General features: G+C 64.2%; 21 protein-coding genes. 16 read left to right on the top strand and 5 right to left on the bottom strand.

The window, feature by feature from the left end; translation table 11 throughout:
* Positions 1-24 precede the first annotated feature (24 nt).
* From J2X62_RS00950 to J2X62_RS00940, 3 genes are read left to right on the top strand one after another with little or no spacing between them, the layout of a single operon-like run.
* Positions 25-2,205: a molybdopterin-dependent oxidoreductase gene (locus tag J2X62_RS00950; protein ID WP_310176333.1), complete on the top strand. Its 2,181-nt coding sequence runs from the start codon at positions 25-27 to the stop codon at positions 2,203-2,205.
* A 37-nt stretch (positions 2,206-2,242) separates the two neighbouring features.
* Positions 2,243-2,557 carry a ferredoxin gene (gene fdxA, locus J2X62_RS00945; RefSeq protein ID WP_032373914.1) on the top strand — a complete coding sequence of 105 codons (315 nt, stop codon included), beginning with the start codon at positions 2,243-2,245 and terminating at the stop codon, positions 2,555-2,557.
* Positions 2,554-3,543 (top strand): NAD(P)/FAD-dependent oxidoreductase, encoded by a 990-nt coding sequence (locus J2X62_RS00940; protein ID WP_072692113.1) that lies wholly within the window; start codon positions 2,554-2,556, stop codon positions 3,541-3,543. The genes fdxA and J2X62_RS00940 overlap by 4 nt, the downstream gene beginning before the upstream one ends.
* A 24-nt stretch (positions 3,544-3,567) precedes the next feature.
* Here the strand turns inward: J2X62_RS00940 and J2X62_RS00935 are convergent, their stop codons facing one another.
* Positions 3,568-4,620 (bottom strand): helix-turn-helix domain-containing protein, encoded by a 1,053-nt coding sequence (locus J2X62_RS00935; RefSeq protein WP_080732023.1) that lies wholly within the window; start codon positions 4,618-4,620, stop codon positions 3,568-3,570.
* Between the two features lie 217 nt (positions 4,621-4,837).
* On the opposite strand from J2X62_RS00935, the gene moaA reads away from it, so the two are divergent.
* From moaA to J2X62_RS25405, 3 genes are read left to right on the top strand one after another with little or no spacing between them, the layout of a single operon-like run.
* Entirely contained in the window at positions 4,838-5,896 is a 1,059-nt protein-coding gene (gene moaA, locus J2X62_RS00930; protein WP_310176328.1) for a GTP 3',8-cyclase MoaA, read from the top strand.
* Positions 5,893-7,143, top strand: coding sequence for a gephyrin-like molybdotransferase Glp (glp, locus tag J2X62_RS00925; protein ID WP_310176327.1), 1,251 nt, complete (start codon positions 5,893-5,895; stop codon positions 7,141-7,143). The genes moaA and glp overlap by 4 nt, the downstream gene beginning before the upstream one ends.
* Entirely contained in the window at positions 7,088-7,405 is a 318-nt protein-coding gene (locus tag J2X62_RS25405) for an HNH endonuclease signature motif containing protein (protein WP_397517582.1), read from the top strand. The genes glp and J2X62_RS25405 overlap by 56 nt, the downstream gene beginning before the upstream one ends.
* 38 nt (positions 7,406-7,443) lie before the next feature.
* Here the strand turns inward: J2X62_RS25405 and mftM are convergent, their stop codons facing one another.
* Complete coding sequence (gene mftM, locus J2X62_RS00915) at positions 7,444-8,271, bottom strand: mycofactocin oligosaccharide methyltransferase MftM (RefSeq protein ID WP_310176325.1); 828 nt, start codon at positions 8,269-8,271, stop codon at positions 7,444-7,446.
* Positions 8,272-8,548: 277 nt separating this feature from the next.
* Here mftM and mftA point away from each other — a divergent pair, with 277 nt between their 5' ends.
* The 5 genes from mftA to mftD (J2X62_RS00890) are packed head-to-tail and all read left to right on the top strand — an operon-like array spanning position 8,549 to position 12,632.
* Positions 8,549-8,662, top strand: a complete 114-nt coding sequence (mftA, locus tag J2X62_RS00910) for a mycofactocin precursor MftA (RefSeq protein WP_069973092.1) — start codon at positions 8,549-8,551, stop codon at positions 8,660-8,662.
* A 2-nt stretch (positions 8,663-8,664) separates the two neighbouring features.
* Positions 8,665-8,949 carry a mycofactocin biosynthesis chaperone MftB gene (gene mftB / locus J2X62_RS00905; protein WP_032368354.1) on the top strand — a complete coding sequence of 95 codons (285 nt, stop codon included), beginning with the start codon at positions 8,665-8,667 and terminating at the stop codon, positions 8,947-8,949.
* A 33-nt stretch (positions 8,950-8,982) separates the two neighbouring features.
* Positions 8,983-10,206, top strand: a complete 1,224-nt coding sequence (gene mftC, locus J2X62_RS00900; protein ID WP_027496274.1) for a mycofactocin radical SAM maturase — start codon at positions 8,983-8,985, stop codon at positions 10,204-10,206.
* Between the two features lie 12 nt (positions 10,207-10,218).
* Positions 10,219-11,397: a pre-mycofactocin synthase MftD gene (mftD, locus tag J2X62_RS00895; RefSeq protein WP_310176316.1), complete on the top strand. Its 1,179-nt coding sequence runs from the start codon at positions 10,219-10,221 to the stop codon at positions 11,395-11,397.
* Entirely contained in the window at positions 11,394-12,632 is a 1,239-nt protein-coding gene (gene mftD, locus J2X62_RS00890; RefSeq protein ID WP_310176315.1) for a pre-mycofactocin synthase MftD, read from the top strand. Before mftD (J2X62_RS00895) ends, mftD (J2X62_RS00890) begins: the two co-directional genes overlap by 4 nt.
* 29 nt (positions 12,633-12,661) lie before the next feature.
* On the opposite strand, the gene J2X62_RS00885 is transcribed toward mftD (J2X62_RS00890), so the two are convergent.
* From J2X62_RS00885 to J2X62_RS00875, 3 genes are all read right to left on the bottom strand, one after another.
* On the bottom strand, positions 12,662-13,393 hold the full coding sequence (locus J2X62_RS00885; protein WP_032373907.1) for an aspartate/glutamate racemase family protein: 732 nt from the start codon (positions 13,391-13,393) through the stop codon (positions 12,662-12,664).
* A 10-nt stretch (positions 13,394-13,403) separates the two neighbouring features.
* A complete protein-coding gene (locus J2X62_RS00880) occupies positions 13,404-14,957 on the bottom strand; it encodes an NCS1 family nucleobase:cation symporter-1 (RefSeq protein ID WP_032373906.1) in 1,554 nt (517 codons plus the stop codon).
* 94 nt (positions 14,958-15,051) lie between these two features.
* Positions 15,052-15,777, bottom strand: a complete 726-nt coding sequence (locus J2X62_RS00875) for a GntR family transcriptional regulator (RefSeq protein WP_032371147.1) — start codon at positions 15,775-15,777, stop codon at positions 15,052-15,054.
* A gap of 70 nt (positions 15,778-15,847) precedes the next feature.
* On the opposite strand from J2X62_RS00875, the gene mftE reads away from it, so the two are divergent.
* The 5 genes from mftE (at position 15,848) to J2X62_RS00850 (ending at position 21,209) form a co-directional block, all read left to right on the top strand.
* The gene (gene mftE, locus J2X62_RS00870) at positions 15,848-16,534 is read left to right on the top strand and encodes a mycofactocin biosynthesis peptidyl-dipeptidase MftE (RefSeq protein WP_048319836.1); all 687 of its coding nucleotides are present in this window, start codon (positions 15,848-15,850) and stop codon (positions 16,532-16,534) included.
* A 126-nt stretch (positions 16,535-16,660) separates the two neighbouring features.
* Positions 16,661-18,058 carry a mycofactocin biosynthesis glycosyltransferase MftF gene (mftF, locus tag J2X62_RS00865; protein WP_027496281.1) on the top strand — a complete coding sequence of 466 codons (1,398 nt, stop codon included), beginning with the start codon at positions 16,661-16,663 and terminating at the stop codon, positions 18,056-18,058.
* Between the two features lie 3 nt (positions 18,059-18,061).
* Positions 18,062-19,609, top strand: a complete 1,548-nt coding sequence (gene mftG / locus J2X62_RS00860; protein ID WP_310176306.1) for a mycofactocin system GMC family oxidoreductase MftG — start codon at positions 18,062-18,064, stop codon at positions 19,607-19,609.
* Positions 19,610-19,666: 57 nt separating this feature from the next.
* The gene (locus J2X62_RS00855) at positions 19,667-19,804 is read left to right on the top strand and encodes a hypothetical protein (RefSeq protein ID WP_167326762.1); all 138 of its coding nucleotides are present in this window, start codon (positions 19,667-19,669) and stop codon (positions 19,802-19,804) included.
* 109 nt (positions 19,805-19,913) lie between these two features.
* Complete coding sequence (locus J2X62_RS00850) at positions 19,914-21,209, top strand: transcriptional regulator (protein WP_027496283.1); 1,296 nt, start codon at positions 19,914-19,916, stop codon at positions 21,207-21,209.
* The last annotated feature ends 60 nt before the right edge of the window (positions 21,210-21,269 follow it).

The raw sequence follows: 21,269 nt of genomic DNA, 5'->3' as shown, positions 1-21,269 counted from the left end.
TGATATCCACGCCGAGGAGCACCCATGACGACTGTTCAGGAAGATACGCGCTCACACGACGCCCCGGCCGACCGCCCGACGGAACTCACCGTTCTCGGAGCGTGTGCGCAGGACTGTCCGGATTCGTGCTCGATGGTGGTGACCGTCGAGGACGGGGTGGCGACGAGCGTCAGCGGGAGCAAGACCAACCCGTACACCAACGGCGGCCTCTGCGTGAAGGTGGACAACTATCTCGACAAGGTCTACAGCCCGGACCGAGTGCTGTACCCGCTCAAGCGGTCCGGGCCCAAGGGCTCGGGAGAGTTCGAGCGGATCTCGTGGGACGAGGCCGTGGCCACCATCGCAGAGAAATTCACCTCCATCGCCGAGGAATTCGGCCCCGAGGCGATCATGCCGTGCAATTACCTCGGCACCCAGGGCATTACGCAGGGTCTCAACGTCGGGGATGCATTCTTCAACCGACTCGGGGCGACGGTTGCCGAGCGCACCTACTGCGATGCCGGCTCGTGCACGGCCTACGCGATGACGGTGGGCGACACGGCAGGCGTCGACCCCGAGAGTTTCGTCCACTCCAAGTTCATTCTGATCTGGGCGGCGAACACCATGAGCACCAACCTGCACCTGTGGCCGTACATAGCCGAGGCGAAGAAACGCGGGGCCAAGGTGGTGGTGATCGATCCGATCAAGACCAGAACCGCCAAGGCCGCGAGCTGGTACATCCCCATTCGTCCGGGCACCGACGGCGCTCTCGCCCTGGCGATGATGCACGTGATCATCGACGAGGGATTGACCGACGCGGACTACATCGAACGCTTCACCATCGGTTTCGACGAATTGGCCGAGCGGGTGCAGCAGTACACCCCGCAATGGGCGTCCGAAGAGACGGGCATTCCCGTCGAAGACATCTACACGCTGGCAAGGGAATACGCACAGAGTCAGCCCTCCGTCATTCGGATCGGCGTCGCCATCGAGCGCAGTGCAGGTGGCGGGCAGAGCGTCCGAGCCATCTCCTGTCTACCGTCGTTGGTGGGGGCCTGGCGTAAGCCCGGCGGCGGCATCCTGCAGCTGCCGCTGTGGGCGTTTCCGGTGAACTGGCCCGAGTTTCTGCAGACGGATCTGCAGACTCCGGGTACACGCGTGATCAATCTGTATCAGCTGGGTGAGGCGCTGACCGGCGGGTTGAATCTGGACACGCCCCTCAAAGGACTGATGGTGTACAACTCGAATCCGGTGGTGGTGTGTCCCGATCAGAAGCGCATGATCGACGGGCTCAGCCGGGAGGATCTGTTCACCGTCGTCAGTGACCACTTCATTACCGACACAGCGGATTACGCCGATATCATTCTGCCCGCCACGACACAGCTGGAACAGGACGACATCAACTTCTCCTGGGGACACCTGTTCGTCACGTACAACAACCGGTCGATCGAGCCCCTCGGTGAGGCCGTCCCCAATACCGAGCTGTTTCGCCGATTGGCCGCCGCGATGGGCTTCACCGAACCGGTGTTCTCACGAACCGATGAGGAACTCCTCGCCCTCTCCTACGACTGGAATGCCCCGGCAATGGAGGGCATCACGGTCGATTCATTGAAGAAGCTCGGGTGGCAGCGACTCAACCTTCCCGGTCCCGACGAGTACGCACCGCACGCAGAGGGCAATTTCCGGACGCCGTCCGGCAAAACGGAGTTTCTGTCCTCGGCGGCGGCGGGCGGCAACTTCGTGCTGCCGCTCTTCCGGCAGGGATCGAACGACCACCAGCCGGGACAACCGGTGGATCCGCTTCCGCACTACATCCCGCCGCGCGAGTCGTCGAGGACCAATCCCTTACTGGCAGAGAAGTATCCACTCAATCTGCTCACGCCCAAGTCACACGCGTACCTGAATTCGAGCTTCGGGAATCTCGACATGCACCGCAAAGTGCAGAAGGAGCCGACGTTGCTGATCAACCCTGTCGACGGCGAACGGCGGAGAATCGCTTCGGGTGATGTGGTGCGAGTCTTCAACGATCGCGGCGAATTCACCGTCGTTGCCAAACTCGACAAGTCGGTCATGCAGGGTGTCACCGTTTGTGCGATGGGTGCATGGCGCAAGAACATGCTGTCGCTGTCGACTCCGGCCTCGCTCAATCCGACGGTGTTCGCCGACCTCGGGAACGCTCCGACGTTCTCCGACACCCTCGTCGAGGTCGCGGCGCTCGGCGCCTGACAACCCTTTCTCCTACTACGAACAAGAGGATTTCGATATGGCCTACGTCGTGACCGAAGCGTGCATCGACCTGCTCGACAAGGCATGCACCGAGGAGTGCCCCGTCGATTGCATCTACGAGGGCGCTCGGATGATGTACATCAATCCCGACGAGTGCGTCGACTGCGGCAAGTGCATGCCCGCCTGTCCCAACGACGCCATCTTCTGGGAGCACAAGATCCCGGAGGAACAGAAGCAATTCGTCGACATCGCCGTCGAATTCTGTGAGGACGCAGGTGCTTCCGGTGGTGCGGAAGATCTCGGCCCGGTTGGGCACGACCATCCCTCGATCGACGAAGTGGCGAAGAAGTGAGTGCCGCAACGGTTTCCGAGAGTGATCTGATCATCGTCGGTGCCGGACCTGCCGGACTGTACGGTGCGTACTACGCGGGTTTCAGGGGCATGACGGTCACCGTGATCGACGCTCTGCCCCATCCGGGCGGGCAATTGGCGGCCCTGTACCCCGAGAAGAAGATATTCGACGTCGCCGGGTTTCCGGCGATCAAGGCGCAACATCTGGTCGACGCATTGGTCGAACAGGCGGATCAGGCGAAGCCGACGTACCTGATGGGACACGTGGCGACCGAACTCGAGGAATCCGAGAACTTCGTGCGGGTCACGACGGACAAGGGCGAGACCGTCGTCGGCAAGGCCGTTCTCGTGGCCGCAGGTATCGGTAAGTTCACGCCGAGGCCATTGCCGGCCGGAGCCGAGTTCCACGACCGTGGCCTGCGGTATTTCGTGCCCAAACTCGATGATCTCGCCGGCGAACGGGTGATGATCGTCGGCGGCGGAGACTCGGCAGTCGACTGGGCGTTGAGCCTGGAGCCGATCGCGAAATCGGTGGTACTGGTGCACCGGCGCAACGACTTTCGGGCCCACGCTCACAGCCTCGGTTTGCTGGAGCGGTCCGGTGTCGATGTCCTCACGCCGTTCGAGGTGGAGGAAATCCTGGGCGTGGACTCCGTCGAATCGGTGACGATCGTCGACGGCACCGGAGTCGACCGTCGACAGCTCGAGGTATCGAGTGTTGTTGCCGCACTGGGGTTCAAGGCCGCACTCGGCCCCATCGCCACGTGGGGACTGGACAAGTACCAGCGCGATATCGCCGTCGGACGGACGATGCGCACCAGCCGAAGGCGAGTCTTCGCGGCGGGCGACGTCGCCGGACACGAAGACAAGGTCAAGTTGATCGCAGTCGGGTTCGCCGAGGCCGCGACAGCGGTGAATCACATCGCCCCGCTGGTCGACGGTTCGGCAGCGATCGTGCCCGGCCACTCGAGTGACTCGCTCCACTGACGAGAGACCCGTAGGAGCTCAGTTTCACCGACGAGGACCGTGAGCAGTGCCGACCTCGGGCTGCTCACGGTCGCTCGGCCACATCGGGCGAGTGACCGCTCGCGGGTCGTCGGACTGCGCGCACGCGGCCGCGCGGTACTGACGCGGGCTCATCCCGTACTGCTCGCGAAAGGCGCGGCTGAACACCGCGGAGTCCGCGAAACCCCATCGCCGACTGATCTGGCCGAGCGAGCGGTTCACCGCGACGCTGGCGATGATCTCGCGTCGGCAGCGCTCGAGCCGTTTGACCCGAATGCTGCGCGCCACCGTAGTGCCACTGGCCGCGAACAGACGGTGCAGTTGGCGGGTGGAGACGAGCATGGCCGACGCGACCGTGCTGGGCGACAGATCTGGGTCTGCGAGGTGTTCCTCGATATAGCGTTGCGCCGTCCGAACCAGGGCGGTGCCGGGGGAATCCAGCGCCGGGCTGGTGGTGGTGTTCCTTGCGATGACGCTGACCAGATCGCCGACCTCGTCTGCGATGGCCTGTGCGCCTGCGGTACCCAGTGTCGACCGGGTCGACCCCAGGTCGTGCAGAAATCGGCCGAGGAGGCCGCTGAAGCCGGCCGAGCCGTCGAATGCCATGGCCGTCAGGTCGCTGGATTCACGCTCGTCGAGTCGAAGCATGTGACGGGGCCAGGTGAAGACTTCGAGCTCCCATTGATCGTCGTCGGGGTGACCGTCGATGATCCAGTCGAAGGGACGAGACGTGTCGTAGATGGCGAAGTCGCCGCGGGAGAGCACGCATTCGCGTCCGTCCTGCACCACGATCGCGCGGCCTCGACGGATCATCCCGATCTGAACGTATTCGATTCGGTCCTTCTCGATGAGCGAGTCGGTTCGCGCGATGCGTTGAGTCGTCGATCGGACAGTCGACACCTGCAGGTGCGCCAGAGACATCGATCGGACGGCTCCCGTGAATCGACTGTCCGCCACGTCGGCCACGTCCAGGGCGACGAAGTGCTCGTTCAACATGTCGGACCAGTCGCCGCGGCTGGTCGTTCGAGTCGGAATGGAGAATCCGGATCGAGACAGCATGGGGACCCCTTGTCGTAGACGCTCACGGCGATGCAGGAGCTTTCTTCGAGATTAACCCGCAATGTTTCCGGTTGATTCACTGTTCGTAACTTTGCCGGAAAGTCGTGAGGCAGGGTCGTGCGCTGGTCGCTGCACGTCAACTACCGGGCGCGCGCGGTCAAGTGTGAGGCACTGCCGTCCGCGATTCTGGTGTTCGACCGAGTGAAAGGACTACTCCGTGGGTGATCCCGTTCGAGCAGTGCGCAGCCATCCGACCGACCTCGATTCGGGGACGGTGGACGCTCGGGGGCGGGCACTTCGGGATCTCCGTATCTCGGTCACCGACCGGTGCAACTTCCGCTGTGTCTACTGCATGCCTCGAGCCGAGTTCGGTCCCGATCACCGATTCCTCGACACCGGCAGGCTGCTGTCCTTCGACGAGATCGACAGAGTGGCGCGGGCCGCGGCGACGATCGGCATCCGAAAGATCCGTCTGACGGGCGGTGAACCGTTGCTGCGGGCCGGAATCGCCACGCTGATCGAACGATTGAGCGCCATCGACGGCGTCGATCTTGCGATGACCACGAACGGGTCGTTGCTCGCAGCCCAGGCCGCATCGTTGTACGCGGCCGGTCTGAAGCGGGTCACCGTCAGCCTGGATTCGATCGACTCGACGACGTTCGCGCGGATGAGCGACACGCGCGTACCCGTCCGGGCCGTGCTCGACGGTATCGACGCGGCAGTGTGCGGCGGGATGTCACCCGTCAAGGTGAATGTGGTGGTGCGACGGGACGTGAACGGTGATTCGATTCTCGACCTGGCCGAACGGTTCCGAGGGACCGGTATCGTCGTGCGGTTCATCGAGTACATGGATGTAGGGGCGACGAACCGGTGGGAAATGGCGCAGGTGACGGACGTCGACTCCATTGTCGACATCATCGGGGCAGCCCATCCGCTCGAGCGGATCGAGTCGATGTACGACGGCGAGGTCGCGACGCGCTATCGGTATCGCGACGGGAGCGGAGAAATCGGGGTGATCGGCTCGGTGTCGAAACCGTTCTGCGGCAGCTGTACTCGGGCCAGGCTGTCGGCGGACGGGCAGGTGTACACGTGCCTGTTCGCTTCAGCGGGAACCGATCTGCGCGCGCTGCTGCGTTCGGGGGCATCGCAGGATGCTCTCGTGGCGCGGTTGTCGGCGCTCTGGAACAGCCGTGACGATCGATACTCCGAACTGCGAGCGGGATCGGGGGACACCCCGGCCGGCGAGCGGATCGAGATGTCCTACATCGGCGGATGAGGCGGACCGTAAACTCGACTACCCGTTCGGTCGACGAACACCGTTGTGCCATAGTAGATCTCGGACTGTCAGCCCGAGTGCGGGCGGTACCCATCGGATCGGCGGTCGGCGCAGTTCTCGCCGAGGATGTCGTTGCCGAGCGCGTTCTGCCGGCGTTCGACAATTCTGCAGTCGACGGGTTCGCTGTGCGCCGTACCGATGTGATCGGTTCCCGACGACTGCCGGCCACACTGACCGTCTCGGCGCGTAGCGTCGCCGGACGGTCGAGTACCGAGCTGAGCGTGGCACCGGGTGGGTGCGTACAAATCATGACAGGTGCAGTACTTCCGCGAGGGGCCGATCTGGTGGTGCCTGTCGAACAGACCAGCGGATTCGTGACGTCGTTCGGTTCCGATACGGTGACCATCTGTTCGAGTGGTTCCAAGAGCAACATCCGCCGTCTTGCTTCGGATTTCGATGCCGGTGACGTGGCCATCAGGGCCGGTACGGTGCTGACTCCCGCTCAGGTCGGACTGCTTGCGGCACTCGGACGAACGCATGTCAGGATCGGTTCGACATTGACCGTGGCTGTGTTGTCCACCGGATCCGAAATCCGCTGTGCTGGAGAAACTCCGACGCTCGGTGAGTGTTTCGACGCCAACTCTCCGATGATCGCGGCCGATCTGCTGCGGTGTGGTGCCGATGTGCACCTCGAATCGGCGGTATCCGACGACGTGCAAGCATGTAGAGAGGCACTTGCTCGCTGCGCTGCGGTAGCCGACGTCATCGTCACGACCGGTGGAATCAGCGCAGGAACCGAGGAAGTCGTCCGGCTTGCGCTGGCGGATCACGACGTCACCTTTGCCTCGGTTGCGGTCAGGCCGGGAAAACCGCAGGGCTGCGGACGATTCGATGAAATTCCGATCATCTGCCTGCCCGGGAATCCGGTGAGTGCGCTGATCTCGTACGAACTGTTCGTCCGGCCGGTCGTGGCATCCGCCCTGCAGGATCCGGCGGCAGAGCGAACGGTGAGAACTGTGCGGGTCCGCGGCGACGTGACCTCGGCGTCGAGCACACCTCGGGTTCTCTTGGGATTCATCGACGGCGCGGATGCGGAGGTCACGCAGTCACATTCGATGAGAGCATTGGCAGCCGCGAACGGATTGGTCGTCGTTCCCCCATGCGACTCACTCCCACAGGCAACAGGGCAATATCCCGCGTGGACCTTCGATTCACGTACGGCATCGAGACCGGGCCGGTACGTATGACCGCCACTGCCGCTTCCCCGGCTGCCACCGACCCGCGGCACGCTGCCAAATCGACCACGTGATCCCGTTCGACCACACCAATCCACTCGGCGGCTGGACCACCGTCAACAACCTCCAATGCCTCTGCGAATACCACCACAGCGTAAAAACCGCCGGCCACACATCCCCACCCAACCCAGACGATCCGGCGTCATCGCCTAGCCCGACCCACCCGACTCCAGAACCGAGCGACGAGGAAGCCGACACAGCACCACCGTTCTAGTAGTCCCGCGGATCCCATGCCTGCAGTATCGAGACTGTTCAGACGAGTTGTGGTGCCGTCGTCTTGTCGATCACGAGCCAACCGCCGTGGTAAGTGGAGGTATCGAAGGGCTTTCCCGTCGATAATCCCAGCGCGGCCAGCGCCGTCTCGTCGAACGTGCGGATGTGTCCGTGGCAGACAGTGGTCTCGGTCTCGAACGGTACCGCGATGACGACGCGGCAGCGCGCCACCCGGAGTGCCTCCGCGACGATGGCAGAGCCCGTTTCGGCATCGACGTGTTCGAGCAGGTGCAGAGCGGTCACGGTATCGACACTGTTGTCGTCGAACGGGATTCGGGCTGCATCGAACACTGCCGTGTCGAGTCTCGCGCCGAGGTGCGGAGCGACAGTCGCGAGCAAATCCATGGTTCCCGCTGACTGGTCGGTCGCGGTGACCGAACAACCCTGCATTGCCAGCCGCAACGGGAAGAAGCCGAAGCACGAACCCAGATCGAGTACCGAACCGCGGACCGCCGCGGCGGCACGCTCGTGCACAGGAGCGAACTCTGCGCGACCGGAGAGGAGGTCATCCAACGAGTTTCGGTAGTACGTCGTCCATGCCTCGACCGGATCGGCGATAGTGGTGCGCACGATGCCGACCAGTACGTGCTCGAACTCGCTCTGGGACAGCCCGATGTGGCGCGCCTGTTCGGTGATGAGCGGAACGAGGCATTCGCCGATCTCGCGCGCAGCGAGGCAGTGGTTCACCTGGACCGTCGATCCTGCACGCACGGCGTCGAATCGAAGCCCGGGAGTGTGCCGGACGACGACGTTCTCATGAGCCCACACCCCGTCGGGTCCGGGTGCCAATGCATCGATCTCGGTCATGTAAGTCTTCTTCTGTCGTTTCTGCTGTGACCCTCTGTTGAGGTGAGCTTTCCACAGCGAACCGCGGCAGAACTCGGATCGACCGCTGGTCGGTCCGCTCGGACGCCGCTCACCCCGCAGGCCGGACGGGCCGGTACCTACCCGACTGGACGGTTGATCGCGACGGCCGACCAGTTCCTGCGCCATGACCCGTCGGAAACCTCGACGGCCGTTAGCGTGGTGATCCTGAACACAGTCGATCGGATTGTGGCCGAACAGATTTCGTAGGAGGAATCAGATGTCGAAGAAGAGTGAGAACGCTGTGGTCGGTACGTCGGTCGTCGAGTCCGATCTGGTGGAGGAGTCGTTGGTGGAGGAAGTGTCGATCGACGGTATGTGCGGCGTGTACTGATCATGACCACTGCTGTGCAGGACGCGCTCGATCTGGATGTGCGGTGGGTATTGCATCCGCAGGTGGCGTTGCGTCCCGAGTCGTTCGGGGCGCTGCTCTACCACTTCGGGACCCGCAAGCTGTCGTTTCTGAAGAACCGCACGATCGTGGCGATCATCGAGTCCCTTCCCGACCACCGGGATATGCGGTCGGCGATCGCGGCCGCAGGGATCAGCGATTCGGCATCGGCTCCCTACGTGAGAGCGCTCGAGACGTTGGCGGACTCGAACATGATCACTCGCCCGTAGAACTTGACCCATTCGTAGAAGAGGACGGCCCCTATGACTTCCACCCTCGAAAGACCAGCTCCGGTAGGGAAATTGGTCGATCAGTTCGAGCTCGGTCTCGATGCTCCGATTTGTTTGACGTGGGAGTTGACCTACGCCTGCAATCTGTCGTGTGTGCATTGTCTGTCGTCGTCGGGTCGTCGTGATCCGCGTGAGCTCTCCACCGAGCAGTGCAAGTCGATTATCGACGAGCTGCAGAAGATGCAGGTGTTCTACGTCAACATCGGTGGCGGTGAGCCGACGGTCCGGTCGGATTTCTGGGAGCTGGTCGACTATGCGACGGCGCATCAGGTGGGGGTGAAGTTCTCCACCAACGGGGTCAAGATCGACAAGAAGGTCGCAGCACGTCTCGCGGCCTCGGACTACGTCGATGTGCAGATCTCCATCGATGGCGCGACGGCGGAGGTCAACGACGCGGTGCGTGGTCCGGGGTCGTTCGACATGGCGTGCCGGGCGTTGGAGAATCTGAAGGAGGCAGGCTTCCGGGATGCGAAGATCTCCGTCGTCGTCACCCGTCACAACGTGAGCCAGCTCGACGACTTCAAGGCTCTGGCCGACAAATACGCTGCGACACTGCGTATCACACGGTTGCGGCCGTCGGGTCGCGGTGCGGACGTCTGGGATGATCTGCACCCGACGGCCGGTCAGCAGCGCGAGTTGTACAACTGGCTCGTTGCGAACGGTGAGGGTGTGTTGACGGGCGATTCGTTCTTCCACCTCTCGGCGTTCGGTGACGCTCTGCCGGGGTTGAACTTGTGTGGTGCGGGGCGGGTGGTGTGTCTGATCGATCCGATCGGTGATGTGTATGCGTGCCCGTTCGCCATTCACGAGAACTTCCTCGCCGGCAATATCGTCCGAGACGCGAAAGACGGTATGGGCGGTTTCCAATCGGTCTGGCAGACCTCGGAGTTGTTCCAGGAGTTGCGCTCACCGCAGACCTCGGGTGCGTGCACCAAGTGCGCCCATTTCGATGCGTGCCGAGGCGGGTGCATGGCGGCGAAGTTCTTCACCGGTCTGCCGATGGACGGCCCGGATCCCGAGTGCGTGATCGGCAACGGTGAGATGGCCTTGGCAGCGGCGGGGGAGATCCCCAAATCGAGTGTCGACCATTCGCGCACCGGTCAGAGAAAGACTCCCCGTAAATCGGTGCCGTTGACGTTGATGATGCGTCCACCGACGAAGATCTGCGACGAAAATCCGCTCGCAGGAATGGAATAGGAACACAAAGCTATGGCGAAGAGTGCGTGGTTCGAGACCGTTGCCGAGGCGCAGCGGCGGGCGAAGAAGCGTCTACCGAAGTCGGTGTATGCCGCGTTGGTGGCCGGCTCGGAGTGTGGGTTGACGGTCGATGACAACATGGCGGCGTTCGGGGAGCTCGGTTTCGCTCCGCATGTGGCGGGGTTGTCGGACAAGCGGGACTTGTCGACGACGGTGATGGGGCAGCCGCTGTCGTTTCCGGTGATGATTTCCCCGACGGGTGTGCAGGCGGTGCATCCCGACGGTGAGGTTGCGGTGGCGAGAGCTGCTGCGGCGCGGGGTATTCCGATCGGCTTGTCCTCGTTCGCGAGCAAGCCCGTCGAGGAGGTCGCGGCGGCGAATCCGCAGACGTTCTTCCAGATGTACTGGGTGGGCTCACGCGAGATCCTGTTGCAGCGGATGGAGCGGGCCCGCGCAGCCGGTGCGGTCGGGTTGATCATGACGTTGGATTGGTCGTTCTCCAACGGCCGCGACTGGGGTAGCCCGTCGATTCCGGAGAAGATGGACCTCAAGGCGATGGTTCAGTTCGCTCCCGAGGGCATTATGCGTCCGAAGTGGTTGTGGGAGTTCGCGAAGACCGGGAAGATCCCGGATCTGACGACCCCGAACCTGACGCCACCGACCGGTGGTCCGGCTCCGACGTTCTTCGGTGCGTATGGGGAGTGGATGGGGACTCCGTTGCCGACGTGGGAGGACGTGGCGTGGTTGCGGGAGCAGTGGGGTGGGCCGTTCATGCTCAAGGGTGTGATGCGGGTCGATGATGCGAAGCGGGCTGTCGATGCCGGGTGTACGGCGATTTCGGTGTCCAATCACGGTGGTAACAACCTCGACGGCACCCCGGCACCGATCCGGGCGTTGCCGGCGATCGCCGAGGCCGTCGGCGATCAGGTCGAGATCACCCTCGACGGCGGTATCCGCCGGGGTAGTGATGTGGTCAAGGCGTTGGCATTGGGTGCTCGGGCGGTGTTGATCGGTCGGGCGTACCTGTGGGGCCTGTCGGCCGGCGGTCAGGCCGGGGTGGAGAACGTGCTCGACATCCTGCGTGGCGGAGTCGATTCGGCGGTCCTCGGGCTCGGGCACACCTCGGTGCATGATCTGTCACCGTCGGATGTGGTGATGCCCGCCGGATTCGACCGGAAGCTGGGTGTGTGACCGAGTGGTTCGAGACTGTCGCCGAAGCGCAGCGGCGAGCGCGTAAGCGACTTCCGGCATCGGTGTATTCGGCGCTGGTGGCGGGGTCCGAACGTGGTCTGACGGCGGGCGACAACACCGCTGCCTTCGCCGAGCTCGGGTTCGCCCCGCACGTGGCCGACCTGTGGGACGCACGTGATTTGTCGACGACGCTGATGGGGCAACCGTTGTCGTTTCCGGTGATGATCTCCCCGACGGGTGTGCAGGCAGTGCACCCCGACGGTGAGGTCGCGGTCGCGAGGGCTGCCGCGGCGCTCGGTGTTTCGATGGGGTTGTCGTTGTTCGCGAGCAAGCCGATCGAGGAGGTCGTCGCGGCGAATCCGCAGACGTTCTTTCAGCTGCATTGGGTGGGTTCGCGGGAGTTGTTGGCGCACATGCTCGATCGTGCCCGCGCTGCGGGCGCGGTCGGGCTGATTCTGACGATGGACTGGTCGTTCTCCGAGGGCCGCGATTGGGGGAGTCCGGTGATACCGGAACGCCTCGACGCGCGGGCGATGCTGCGGCTGGCACCCGAAGTCTTGGCCCGTCCACGGTGGCTGGCGCAGTGGGCGCGGTCGGGGACATTTCCGGATCTGACGGCACCGAACCTTGCTGCGCCCGGAAAATCGGCGCCGACGTTCTTCGCCGCGTACCGGGAGTGGATGTCCACCCCGCTGCCGTCATGGGAGGACATCGCGTGGCTACGCGCGCAGTGGGACGGTCCGTTCATGCTCAAAGGTGTGTCCCGGGTCGACGACGCGCTCCGGGCCGTCGACGCAGGTGTCACCGCGATCTCGGTGTCCAATCACGGGGGCAACAATCTCGACGGTTCGCCGGCGTCGATCAGGGTGTTGCCGGCGATTGCCGAGGCGGTGGGCGATCACGTCGAGGTCACCCTCGACGGCGGGATCCGGCGGGGCAGTGACGTCGCGAAAGCACTCGCCCTCGGCGCGCGGGCGGTGCTGATCGGGCGGGCGTATCTGTGGGGTCTCGCCGCGAACGGTCAGGCCGGGGTGGAGAACGTACTCGACATCCTGCGCGGTGGCCTGGATTCGGCGGTCCTCGGTCTTGGACACTCGTCGGTGCACACCCTCGAACCGACCGACGTCGTTGCACCGCATGACTTCACCCGAGCGAATCAGCTCCCCTGTTCGGGAGATCCGACCATCCTGGCAGAAGAAAGGATCGGAGCCCGGAATACAGAACCGAGGAGCTGATTCGATCGACAACCCAGCGCAGCTGACGCTCAGGCCCTGCTGAATCCGTCGAGCATGCCGGTGTACAGCTTGGGCGGAGGAGTCGCGAACTCTCCACGCTTGCCGGTGCCGAGTCCCAGGGTGACGAGGGATTGCACGAACAAGGTTCCCGCTGCAACCCCGTCGACGACGGGCACTCCGATTTCGGACGAGATGTGTCGGCAGAGATCGGCCATACCCGCGCAGCCGAGGACCACGGCATCGCTACCGTCCGTCTCTACCGCGATGCGGCAGGCCTCGGTGACGATCTTGCGAGCGTCGGGGTCGGTTTCGAGATCGAGGACGGGCAGGTCGCACGCATGGATGCCGAGGCACTGCCGTCCGAAGCCGTAATGGTCGGCCAAATCCTGTGCCCGTCCGATCGTGCGTGCGAGCGTGGTGACGACGCTGAAACCGCGGCCGAGGAAACTCGCGGCATGCATGGCCGCTTCCGCGATCCCGATGACGGGCCCCGATGCGAGCTCGCGGGCCGCGTCGATGCCGGGGTCGCCGAAACAGGCGATGACGTAGCCGTCGACCCCGGTGGCCTCGCCGCGGGCGATCTCGGCGAGAATGCCTGGGACGCTGAGGGCTTCGTCGACGTGGCTTTCGATCGACACCGGTCCCATGGATGGGCTGACCGCATCGACGACCGTGCCCGGGCCGACTACGGCCCGGGCACAGTCACCGATCGTTGCGGTCATCGAACTCGTGGTGTTCGGATTGATGACCTTGATGAGCACGTGCGAGATCCTATGCTTTCACTGGTGTGTCGAAGTTGGTGACGGCCAGCTTGGTCCGCGTTGCGAGGTAGAAGTACATCGCGAATCCGATGCCGCATCCGATGAACCAGCTGTACTTGGACGCCGTCGACATTCCGGCGATCTGCATGCCGTCGATGGCTCCGTTGAACAGCACGGTGAACATGGCCACCAGCGCGCCGACGATGGTGGAGTACACCGCAGCCGGGTTGTATCCCTTGGAGTACCAGTACAGACCCGTCGTCGACATCGAGAACAGCTCGTCGACGACGACCTTCTGCTTGCGGACGAGGTAGTAGTCGGCGATCAGAATGCCGAACAGTGGTCCGATGAATGCGCCCAGAGTTTCGAGCGTCAGGTGGATGACGTCGGGGTTGTTGTACAGGTTCCACGGGGTGATCAGCACCGAGCCGATGGCGGCGATCATTCCGCCTGCGCGCCAGCTGATGCGCTGCGGGCTGACGTTGGAGAAGTCGAACGCAGGGGAGATGAAGTTCGCGACGATGTTGATGCCGATGGTGGCGATCGTGAACGTCAGTGCACCGAGAACGATGGCGAACGTGCTGTCTATTCGAGCGACGGTCTCGACCGGGTCGGTGATCAGCTCACCGAACACCGGAAGCGTCAACGACGCCGTGACGACCACCAGGATGGAGAAGACCAGGAAGTTGACCGGGAGGCCGAGGAAGTTGCCCTTCTTCACCGCGGAGTAGGACTTGCCGTAGCGGGAGAAGTCGCCGAAGTTGAGCATGGGGCCGGAGAAGTACGAGACCACGAGGGCGATGGCACCGAGCATCACCGGAATCGAGCTCAGGCCCGTGTGCTCGACCTCTTGTAGGTTGAGATCGATTGCGCCCCAGCCTGCTTTCCAGATCAGGTAGCCGCACAGCATGAACATCACGACGTAGACGGCGGGCCCGCAGAAGTCGATGAACTTGCGGATCGATTCCATGCCGCGCCAGAAGACCGCTGCCTGGACGACCCAGAGGAACAGGAAGCTGGCCCATCCGAGCATGGAGAGACCGGCGAAGCCGTAGTCGGCGGTGACGGCGTACGGGGCCAGTGACGGGAACAGCTTGATCAACACGATGTCGAGGGCTGCCGATGCCAGGAACGTCTGGATGCCGTACCAGGCCACGGCGATCAGTCCGCGGATGATGGCGGGGATGTTGGCACCGAGGACGCCGAACACGCTGCGACAGATGACCGGGTAGGGCACCCCGGAGACCTGGCTCGGCTTGGCGACGAGGTTGCAGAAGAAGTACACGATGGTGATGCCGACGAGCAGCGAGATCAGCACCTGCCAGCTCGCCAACCCGAGTGCGAAGAGGCTGCCGGCCGTGACGTAGCCACCCACCGAGTGCACGTCGGACATCCAGAAAGCGAACAGGTTGTAGGAGGTCCAGGTCTGCTTCTTCAGCGGAGCGAGGTCTTCGTTGGTCAGCCGTGGGTCGTAACTGTCCTTGATCAGGCCTCCACCGACGGGGTGGCCCGCGGCTTCCACGAGATCTCCCGTTTGGGCGGGACCGTGCGCTGTATCTGTCATCGATGCTCCTGACGGCCGGGCAATGAATGGAACGAGTGAATGGGGAAAAGCTAGCGGCGAAGTATTGCGCCCTCGTGACGTGAGCGATATATCTTCAGCCCGGCGTTTCCGTGGGTGGATCGGCAAACAATCCGTGATCGTTCGACAATGTCGAAATGACCGAATTGAGACGCGTGTGATGGTGCTGGGCAGCGCGCAACAGTGCGTCGGAGTCGCGATCGAGGAAGGCGGCGATCATGTCGGCGTGGTCGTCGTGCAGTGACGCCCGATCGGATCCGGCGACATGCACCATCGGTTGCACGGGTTCGGTGATGTTCCAGGCGGATTCGAGCATGTGCAGGAGTCGGTGCATCCGCGACGGCCGGGTCAGCGACAGGTGGAATTCGCGAGAGAGGCGGTGGTACTCGCGTGAGTCGTCCTCGGTCAACGAGGCCTCGAGCTGCCGGTTGATCTCGATCAGGTGCGCGCGATCGGCATCGGTGGCCTGTTCTACCGCGATGGGGAGTGCGGCAGTTTCGAGAACCTCACGCACGATGTACATTTCGCGCAGTTCAGCCGCTGTCAGCTGCGCCACTCGGTAGCCGAGATTGGGTCGATGGTCGACCAATCCCTCGCCGATCAGAGTCTTCAGGGATTCGCGTACCGGAATGCGGCTCACGCCGAACAATTCCGCGACCTCGTCTATCGGAATGGGTGTATTCGGAGGAGCGTCACCGGCAAGGATGACGCGGCGGAGTTCGTCCAGAATTGTCGGCTGCGGGCCACCCGGTGCCGATATGGACAATTGCGAGAGCAATATCGACCGACGGCGGGGTGGCACGAATAGAAGGTTATCGGCCGTGTGTTTCGTCCGCGTGACGGCTCGGTTCCGTCCGATAGCATCTGCACTCATGGCCACTGACACGCTCGGTACCCAGTACTGGCCGGACATCGTCGGACCGAAGCTCCTCGTGGTTCCGGTCGGCTCGCTCGAGCAACACGGGCCGCACCTGCCTCTCGATACCGATACCCGCATCGCCGACGCCGTCGCGCGAACGGTTCCGAACGCTCTCGTGGCACCCGCGGTGGCGTACGGCTCGAGCGGCGAGCACGAGGGTTTCGGCGGCACCGTGTCCATCGGGTCCGCCGCGCTCGAGGCGCTGTTGGTGGAGTACGGACGCTCCGCGTGTCGGTGGGCAGAGAGGGTCGTCTTCGTCAACGGCCACGGCGGCAACGGTCCCACCCTGCGCTCGGCGGTGACGCTGTTGCGTTACGAGGGGCGCGACGTCGTATGGTTCCCGTGCTCGGTGCCGGGAGCGGACGCGCATGCCGGACGCACCGAAACATCGCTGCTGCTGCATCTTTCGGCCGATGTGGTCGACATGACGAAAGCGGCACCGGGAAACACCACCGAGATCGCGGCTCTACTGCCCGAGCTGCGCGCCGGTGGCCTGGCGCCCGTCACGGCCAACGGTGTGCTCGGCGATCCCCTCGGGGCCACCGCCGAGGAGGGACGGCTCATTTTCGAGCAACTGCGGGAACGCGTGCTGGGTGCGGTGCAGAGATGGAGTCCGTCCCCGCACGGCGTCATCGTGTGAGCGATCGCGGTGCAGAACCGGCGGAAAGCCTGTTCGAGGCCTCGAGCAGAAACGGGGAGCAGGTATGTTCCGACCGATTTACCGGGTGGCCGACACACCGACCGTTTGTCCGCTTACGATGCCCTGATGGGTGAAGGTCGGTTGCCTGACGGCTTCGGGGTGCGAGTGGATCCACGCGTACGCACATTCTCCGAGGGACGCGTTCTGATCGGTGGTTCACCGATGCGGATGCTCACGTTGGCACCGACGGCCGCGGCAATGATCGGTGACGGTTTCATCGAGGTGACCGACTCGCAGTCCGCCCTCGTGGCGCGCAAACTGCTCGACTCGGGGGTGGGCAACCCGCGGCCCATGTCCATCCCGTCGCCCAGTGATGTCACCGTCGTGGTGCCGCTCAAGAACAACGAGGCCGGGCTCGCGCGGCTGATCACGGCGATGCACGGCATGCACGTGATCATCGTCGACGACGGATCCGACGTCCCGGTGGCGGTTCCTGCCGTGTCGTGGAGCGTGGGTAGCGTGACGGTGCTGCGGCACGAGACCTCACGCGGGCCGGCGGCCGCACGTAATACTGGACTGCGTTGCGCTACAACGGATTTCGTTGCTTTTCTGGACTCGGACGTGGTACCTCGCAAGGGCTGGCTCGAGGTGATGCTCGGGCACTTCTCGGATCCGGCGGTGGGCCTGGTGGCACCCCGAATCGTCGCGCTGGAGCCCGAGGGCAGCGCACTGGCCCGCTACGAGCACGCCCGCTCCTCGCTCGACCTCGGACGCAAGGAAGCGGCGGTGCGCGCAGGAAGCGCGGTGTCGTACGTACCCAGTGCCGCCATGTTGCTTCGCCGGTCTGCTGCGGTGGAATGCCACGGGTTCGACGAGTCGATGCACGTGGCCGAGGACGTCGATCTGTGCTGGCGTCTGCAGGAGGCGGGCTGGCGACTGCGCTACGAGCCCGTCGCCCACGTGGCGCACGAGCACCGCGTCGCCTTCGTCGAATGGTTCGCCCGCAAACTGTTCTACGGCACCGGTGCCACACCGTTGTCCGCGCGTCATCCGGGCATGGTGCCGCCGATCGCGATGTCGCCGTGGACGTTGGTGACGTGTCTGCTCGCCGCCAGTCTGACGCGTATCGGATTGCTCGGCGCTCTGGCCAGTTTCGGGGTCACGGTCGTCCGGCTGCGCAAGATGTTCGTCGGTCTCGATCAGCCCACCCGCATCGCGGCCGTTCTCGCTGCCGAGGGTTTCGTGGCGGGGTTGTGGCAACTTGCCTCGGCGCTGTGTCGACATTATTGGCCGATCACGTTGCTCGCGGTGTTGTTGTCCAGCCGTATCCGGAAGATCGCGCTCGGTATGGCTGTGGCAGAAGCGTGTTCGGATTGGTACAAGCATCGTGAACTGGGCGGGCTCGATCCGGTTCGATACATCTTCTTCAAACGCGCCGACGACATCGCGTACGGAACCGGGCTGTGGAGCGGCGCGCTGTCGGCCCGTTCCATCGAGGCGTTGAAGCCCCGCCTGGACGGCTGACCCGTGCGCCGGGAAAGCCGGGCCGACGACGAGGGAAGTCCACTCGACGCCGACGTCATCGTCGTCGGAGGTGGGTCGTGCGGTTGCGTCGTCGCCGCGCGACTGAGCGAGAATCCCGACCGCTCAGTTTTGCTGCTCGAAGCCGGGCCGGCATCTGCGGGGGTCGACGACATTCCGCGCAGCCTGGGCGACTCGACGACGCTCCCCATCGGTCCGGACAGCCGGTGGGTGAGCCGCTACACCGCCGAACTCACCCGCGACGTCACGCGCACGGTGACCCGGGGCCGAGTGCTCGGCGGATCGGGCGCCGTCAACGGTGGCTACTTCGTCCGGGCGATCCCCGCCGACTTCGAGGCGTGGCCACAATCGAACTGGTCGTTCGATCAGGTGCTGCCGTTCTTTCGTCGTTCCGAGACCGATCACGACCTCGATGCCGCCGGCGGTACCGGCATCGCGCGTCGATGGCACGGAACGGACGGGCCGATGCCGATCACCCGACCACCCGCGCGGGCCTGGCATCGGCTGACCGCCGCGTTCGTGGACTCGGCGACGAACGCCGGGATCGACTACCGCGAGGACCTGAACGCTCCCGATGCGGGGGCGGGCGGAGTCGGTGCTGTTCCCTCGAACGTTCTGGGCGGGACACGGGTGAGCGCGGCAAGGGCATACCTCCTGCCGAATGCCGACCGGACCAACCTTCGTATCCAGGGTGATACGACAGTGGTGTCGTTGAAGTTCAACGGCAGCAAGGTGATCGGAGTGGAGACAGTCGTCGGCGGAGTGCGCAGAATCGTCCGAGCCGATACCGTGATCGTGGCGGCCGGGTCCGTGCACACGCCCGCGCTGCTGATGCGATCGGGCATCGGTAATCCCGAAAATCTTGTCCCGCTGGGTATCTCGATGGTGGTCGACAGTCCGGGTGTGGGTCGCGGATTCTCCGACCACCCCGAGGTCGCCGTTCCCCTCGTTCCGAAACATTCCGCCGAACATTCCCCGGACGATCGGTTGTCGTCTCCGCTCGAGGCGGTGCTGCACGCGGGCGACGTGGAAATCCGGCCGTACACGAGGCGGTTCGACGAATTGATACCCGGTCTGGACGTGGGGCCGCACTCGTTCGGCGTGGGTCTGATGCGGTCGACCGCGCGAGGACGCATCGCGTTGCGCACGGCGGACGCGTTCACTCCTCCCACGGTGAACTACCACTACCTCGAATCGGAACGGGACCGTCGGGCGATGCGAGACGGGGTCGAACTCGCCGTGGATCTGCTCCGATCCCCGGCCATGGCGTCGGCCGTGGACGTTCCCGCCATCGCCGATCCGCTCGCGCCACTCGGTACGTCGTTGCACCTGTCCGGGAGCGCCCGAATGGGGCCCGAATCGGATCCGGGGTCGGTTCTGGACGACCATTGTCGGGTGCGTGGGGTCGACGGCGTGTACGTCATCGACACCTCGGCGTTCCCGGTAGTGCCCAGCAGAGGGCCCCACGCAACGGCCGTCATGTTCGCCGAGCGGGCCGCGGCGCTGATCGATCGGCACGATCGCGGCGCGTAAGGCGTAGCGTTCGTGGTCTGGGGACCGTTCAGGTTCCCCAACAGATGGGTTTCTGCCATGTCGGACAAATCGCCCCGCAACACGATGACCAAGAAATCCGGCAAATCACTCAAGGACAAGCGCGCCGACAAGCGAGCGAAGTCGAGTGGAGACACCAGCAACGACATCATCACCTCCGCCGTCAAGAAGAAGTAGCCGGTCGTCGTCGACGGGACCGGCCCCGGTCGCACCCGTCGACAGCGGCTGTATCCTTGCCTGTGAGCTGGGTTACAACGATGTGGACAGGTCACGGAGGAAGCGTCGAATGGCAAGCCGATCGGACAGTGGCGGCAACCCCTGGGTCGCAGTGCGCCCCGGTGAGGATGTCACTGTGCTGGCGCGCCAAATGTCCAGTGCCCATCAATCTTTCGTCGACGACATCCGTACACACGGCTCGGCGGTGCGGTCCGTCGTACTCGACTCGTGGATGCGAAGTAGAACCAAGGGTGTCGACCCGGACGGCGGTAGTCAGGCACCGGCCCTGAGTGGGCCGGACCTCGACCGCTACCGCAACGGGCATCCGATGGCACTCATCCGCCCGGTGATTCGCAAACTGCTCGTCGAGGACGCCTCCGACACCGGTCTGCTCGTCGCAATCTCGGACGCGGAGGGCCGCCTGTTGTGGGTCGAGGGCGATTCCTCGGCCAAGGACCGCGCGCTGACGATGGATTTCGCCGAAGGTGTCGACTGGAGCGAGGAGAGCAAGGGGACCAACGCGCCGGGAACGGCACTCGCCGTCGATCACAGCGTGCAGATCTTCGCGTCCGAGCACTTCTCGCGATCGGTCCACGAATGGAGTTGCTCGGCAGCACCGGTGCATCACCCCACCAGCGGCCACATCCTCGGAGCCATCGACATCACCGGCGGGCCGCGGGTGGCCGTACCCGAGGTGCTCTCGCTGGTGCGGGCCACCGTCGCAGCCGCCGAGTCCGAATTACGCCTGCACCTGTTGAACTCACCGAAATCGTTGGGCGATACCGCTCCTCGTCTCGAGGTCCTCGGATCCGGCCGGCCCGGAGTGGTACGCGGCTCGGGTCGAACGCCTCTCTCACAGCGGCACGCCGAGATTCTCCTGTTGCTCGGCGATCATCCGGAGGGGCTCAGTTCGGACCATCTCGCCGTCCTGCTCGACGAGCAGGAACTCGATTCGGTGACCATCCGCGCAGAGATGTCGCGGCTGCGTAAGTCTTTCGGTACCGCAGGCCTCGCATCCCGGCCGTACCGATTGGTCGGCGAGTTGTCCTCCGATGTCGGCGACATCCGACGTGCCCTGGACCGCGGCGACGTCGAGGCGGCTCTGCGGATCTACACCGGACCGGTGTTGCCCGGCTCGTCCGCACCCGGCATCGAGGAGATTCGCGAAGAATTGCGGTCTCGTATGCAGGCTGCACTGTTGCGGCTGGGGGATCCGGTGTTGCTCGCCCAGTGGACCTCCTCCATTCACGGTCGATCCGACGTGATCGCATGGGAGGCCTATCGCGCCACGCTGAGCCGCGATTCCGCACTCTACGGCCAGGTCAGCGCACGTATCGACCTGCTCGACCGCGATCTCGGAGTCTGACGCACCCGTCGCGGCGGTGCCGTCGGAGTGACGGCAACGTAGTTGCAACGTTGCACCCCC

Origin of the sequence: Rhodococcus sp. 3258, from assembly GCF_031456475.1 — a bacterium.
Classification (GTDB): Bacteria; Actinomycetota; Actinomycetes; order Mycobacteriales; family Mycobacteriaceae; genus Rhodococcoides; species Rhodococcoides fascians.
Note: the sequence above shows the minus strand (reverse complement) of the source record. Positions and strands in the feature narration are given on the sequence as shown.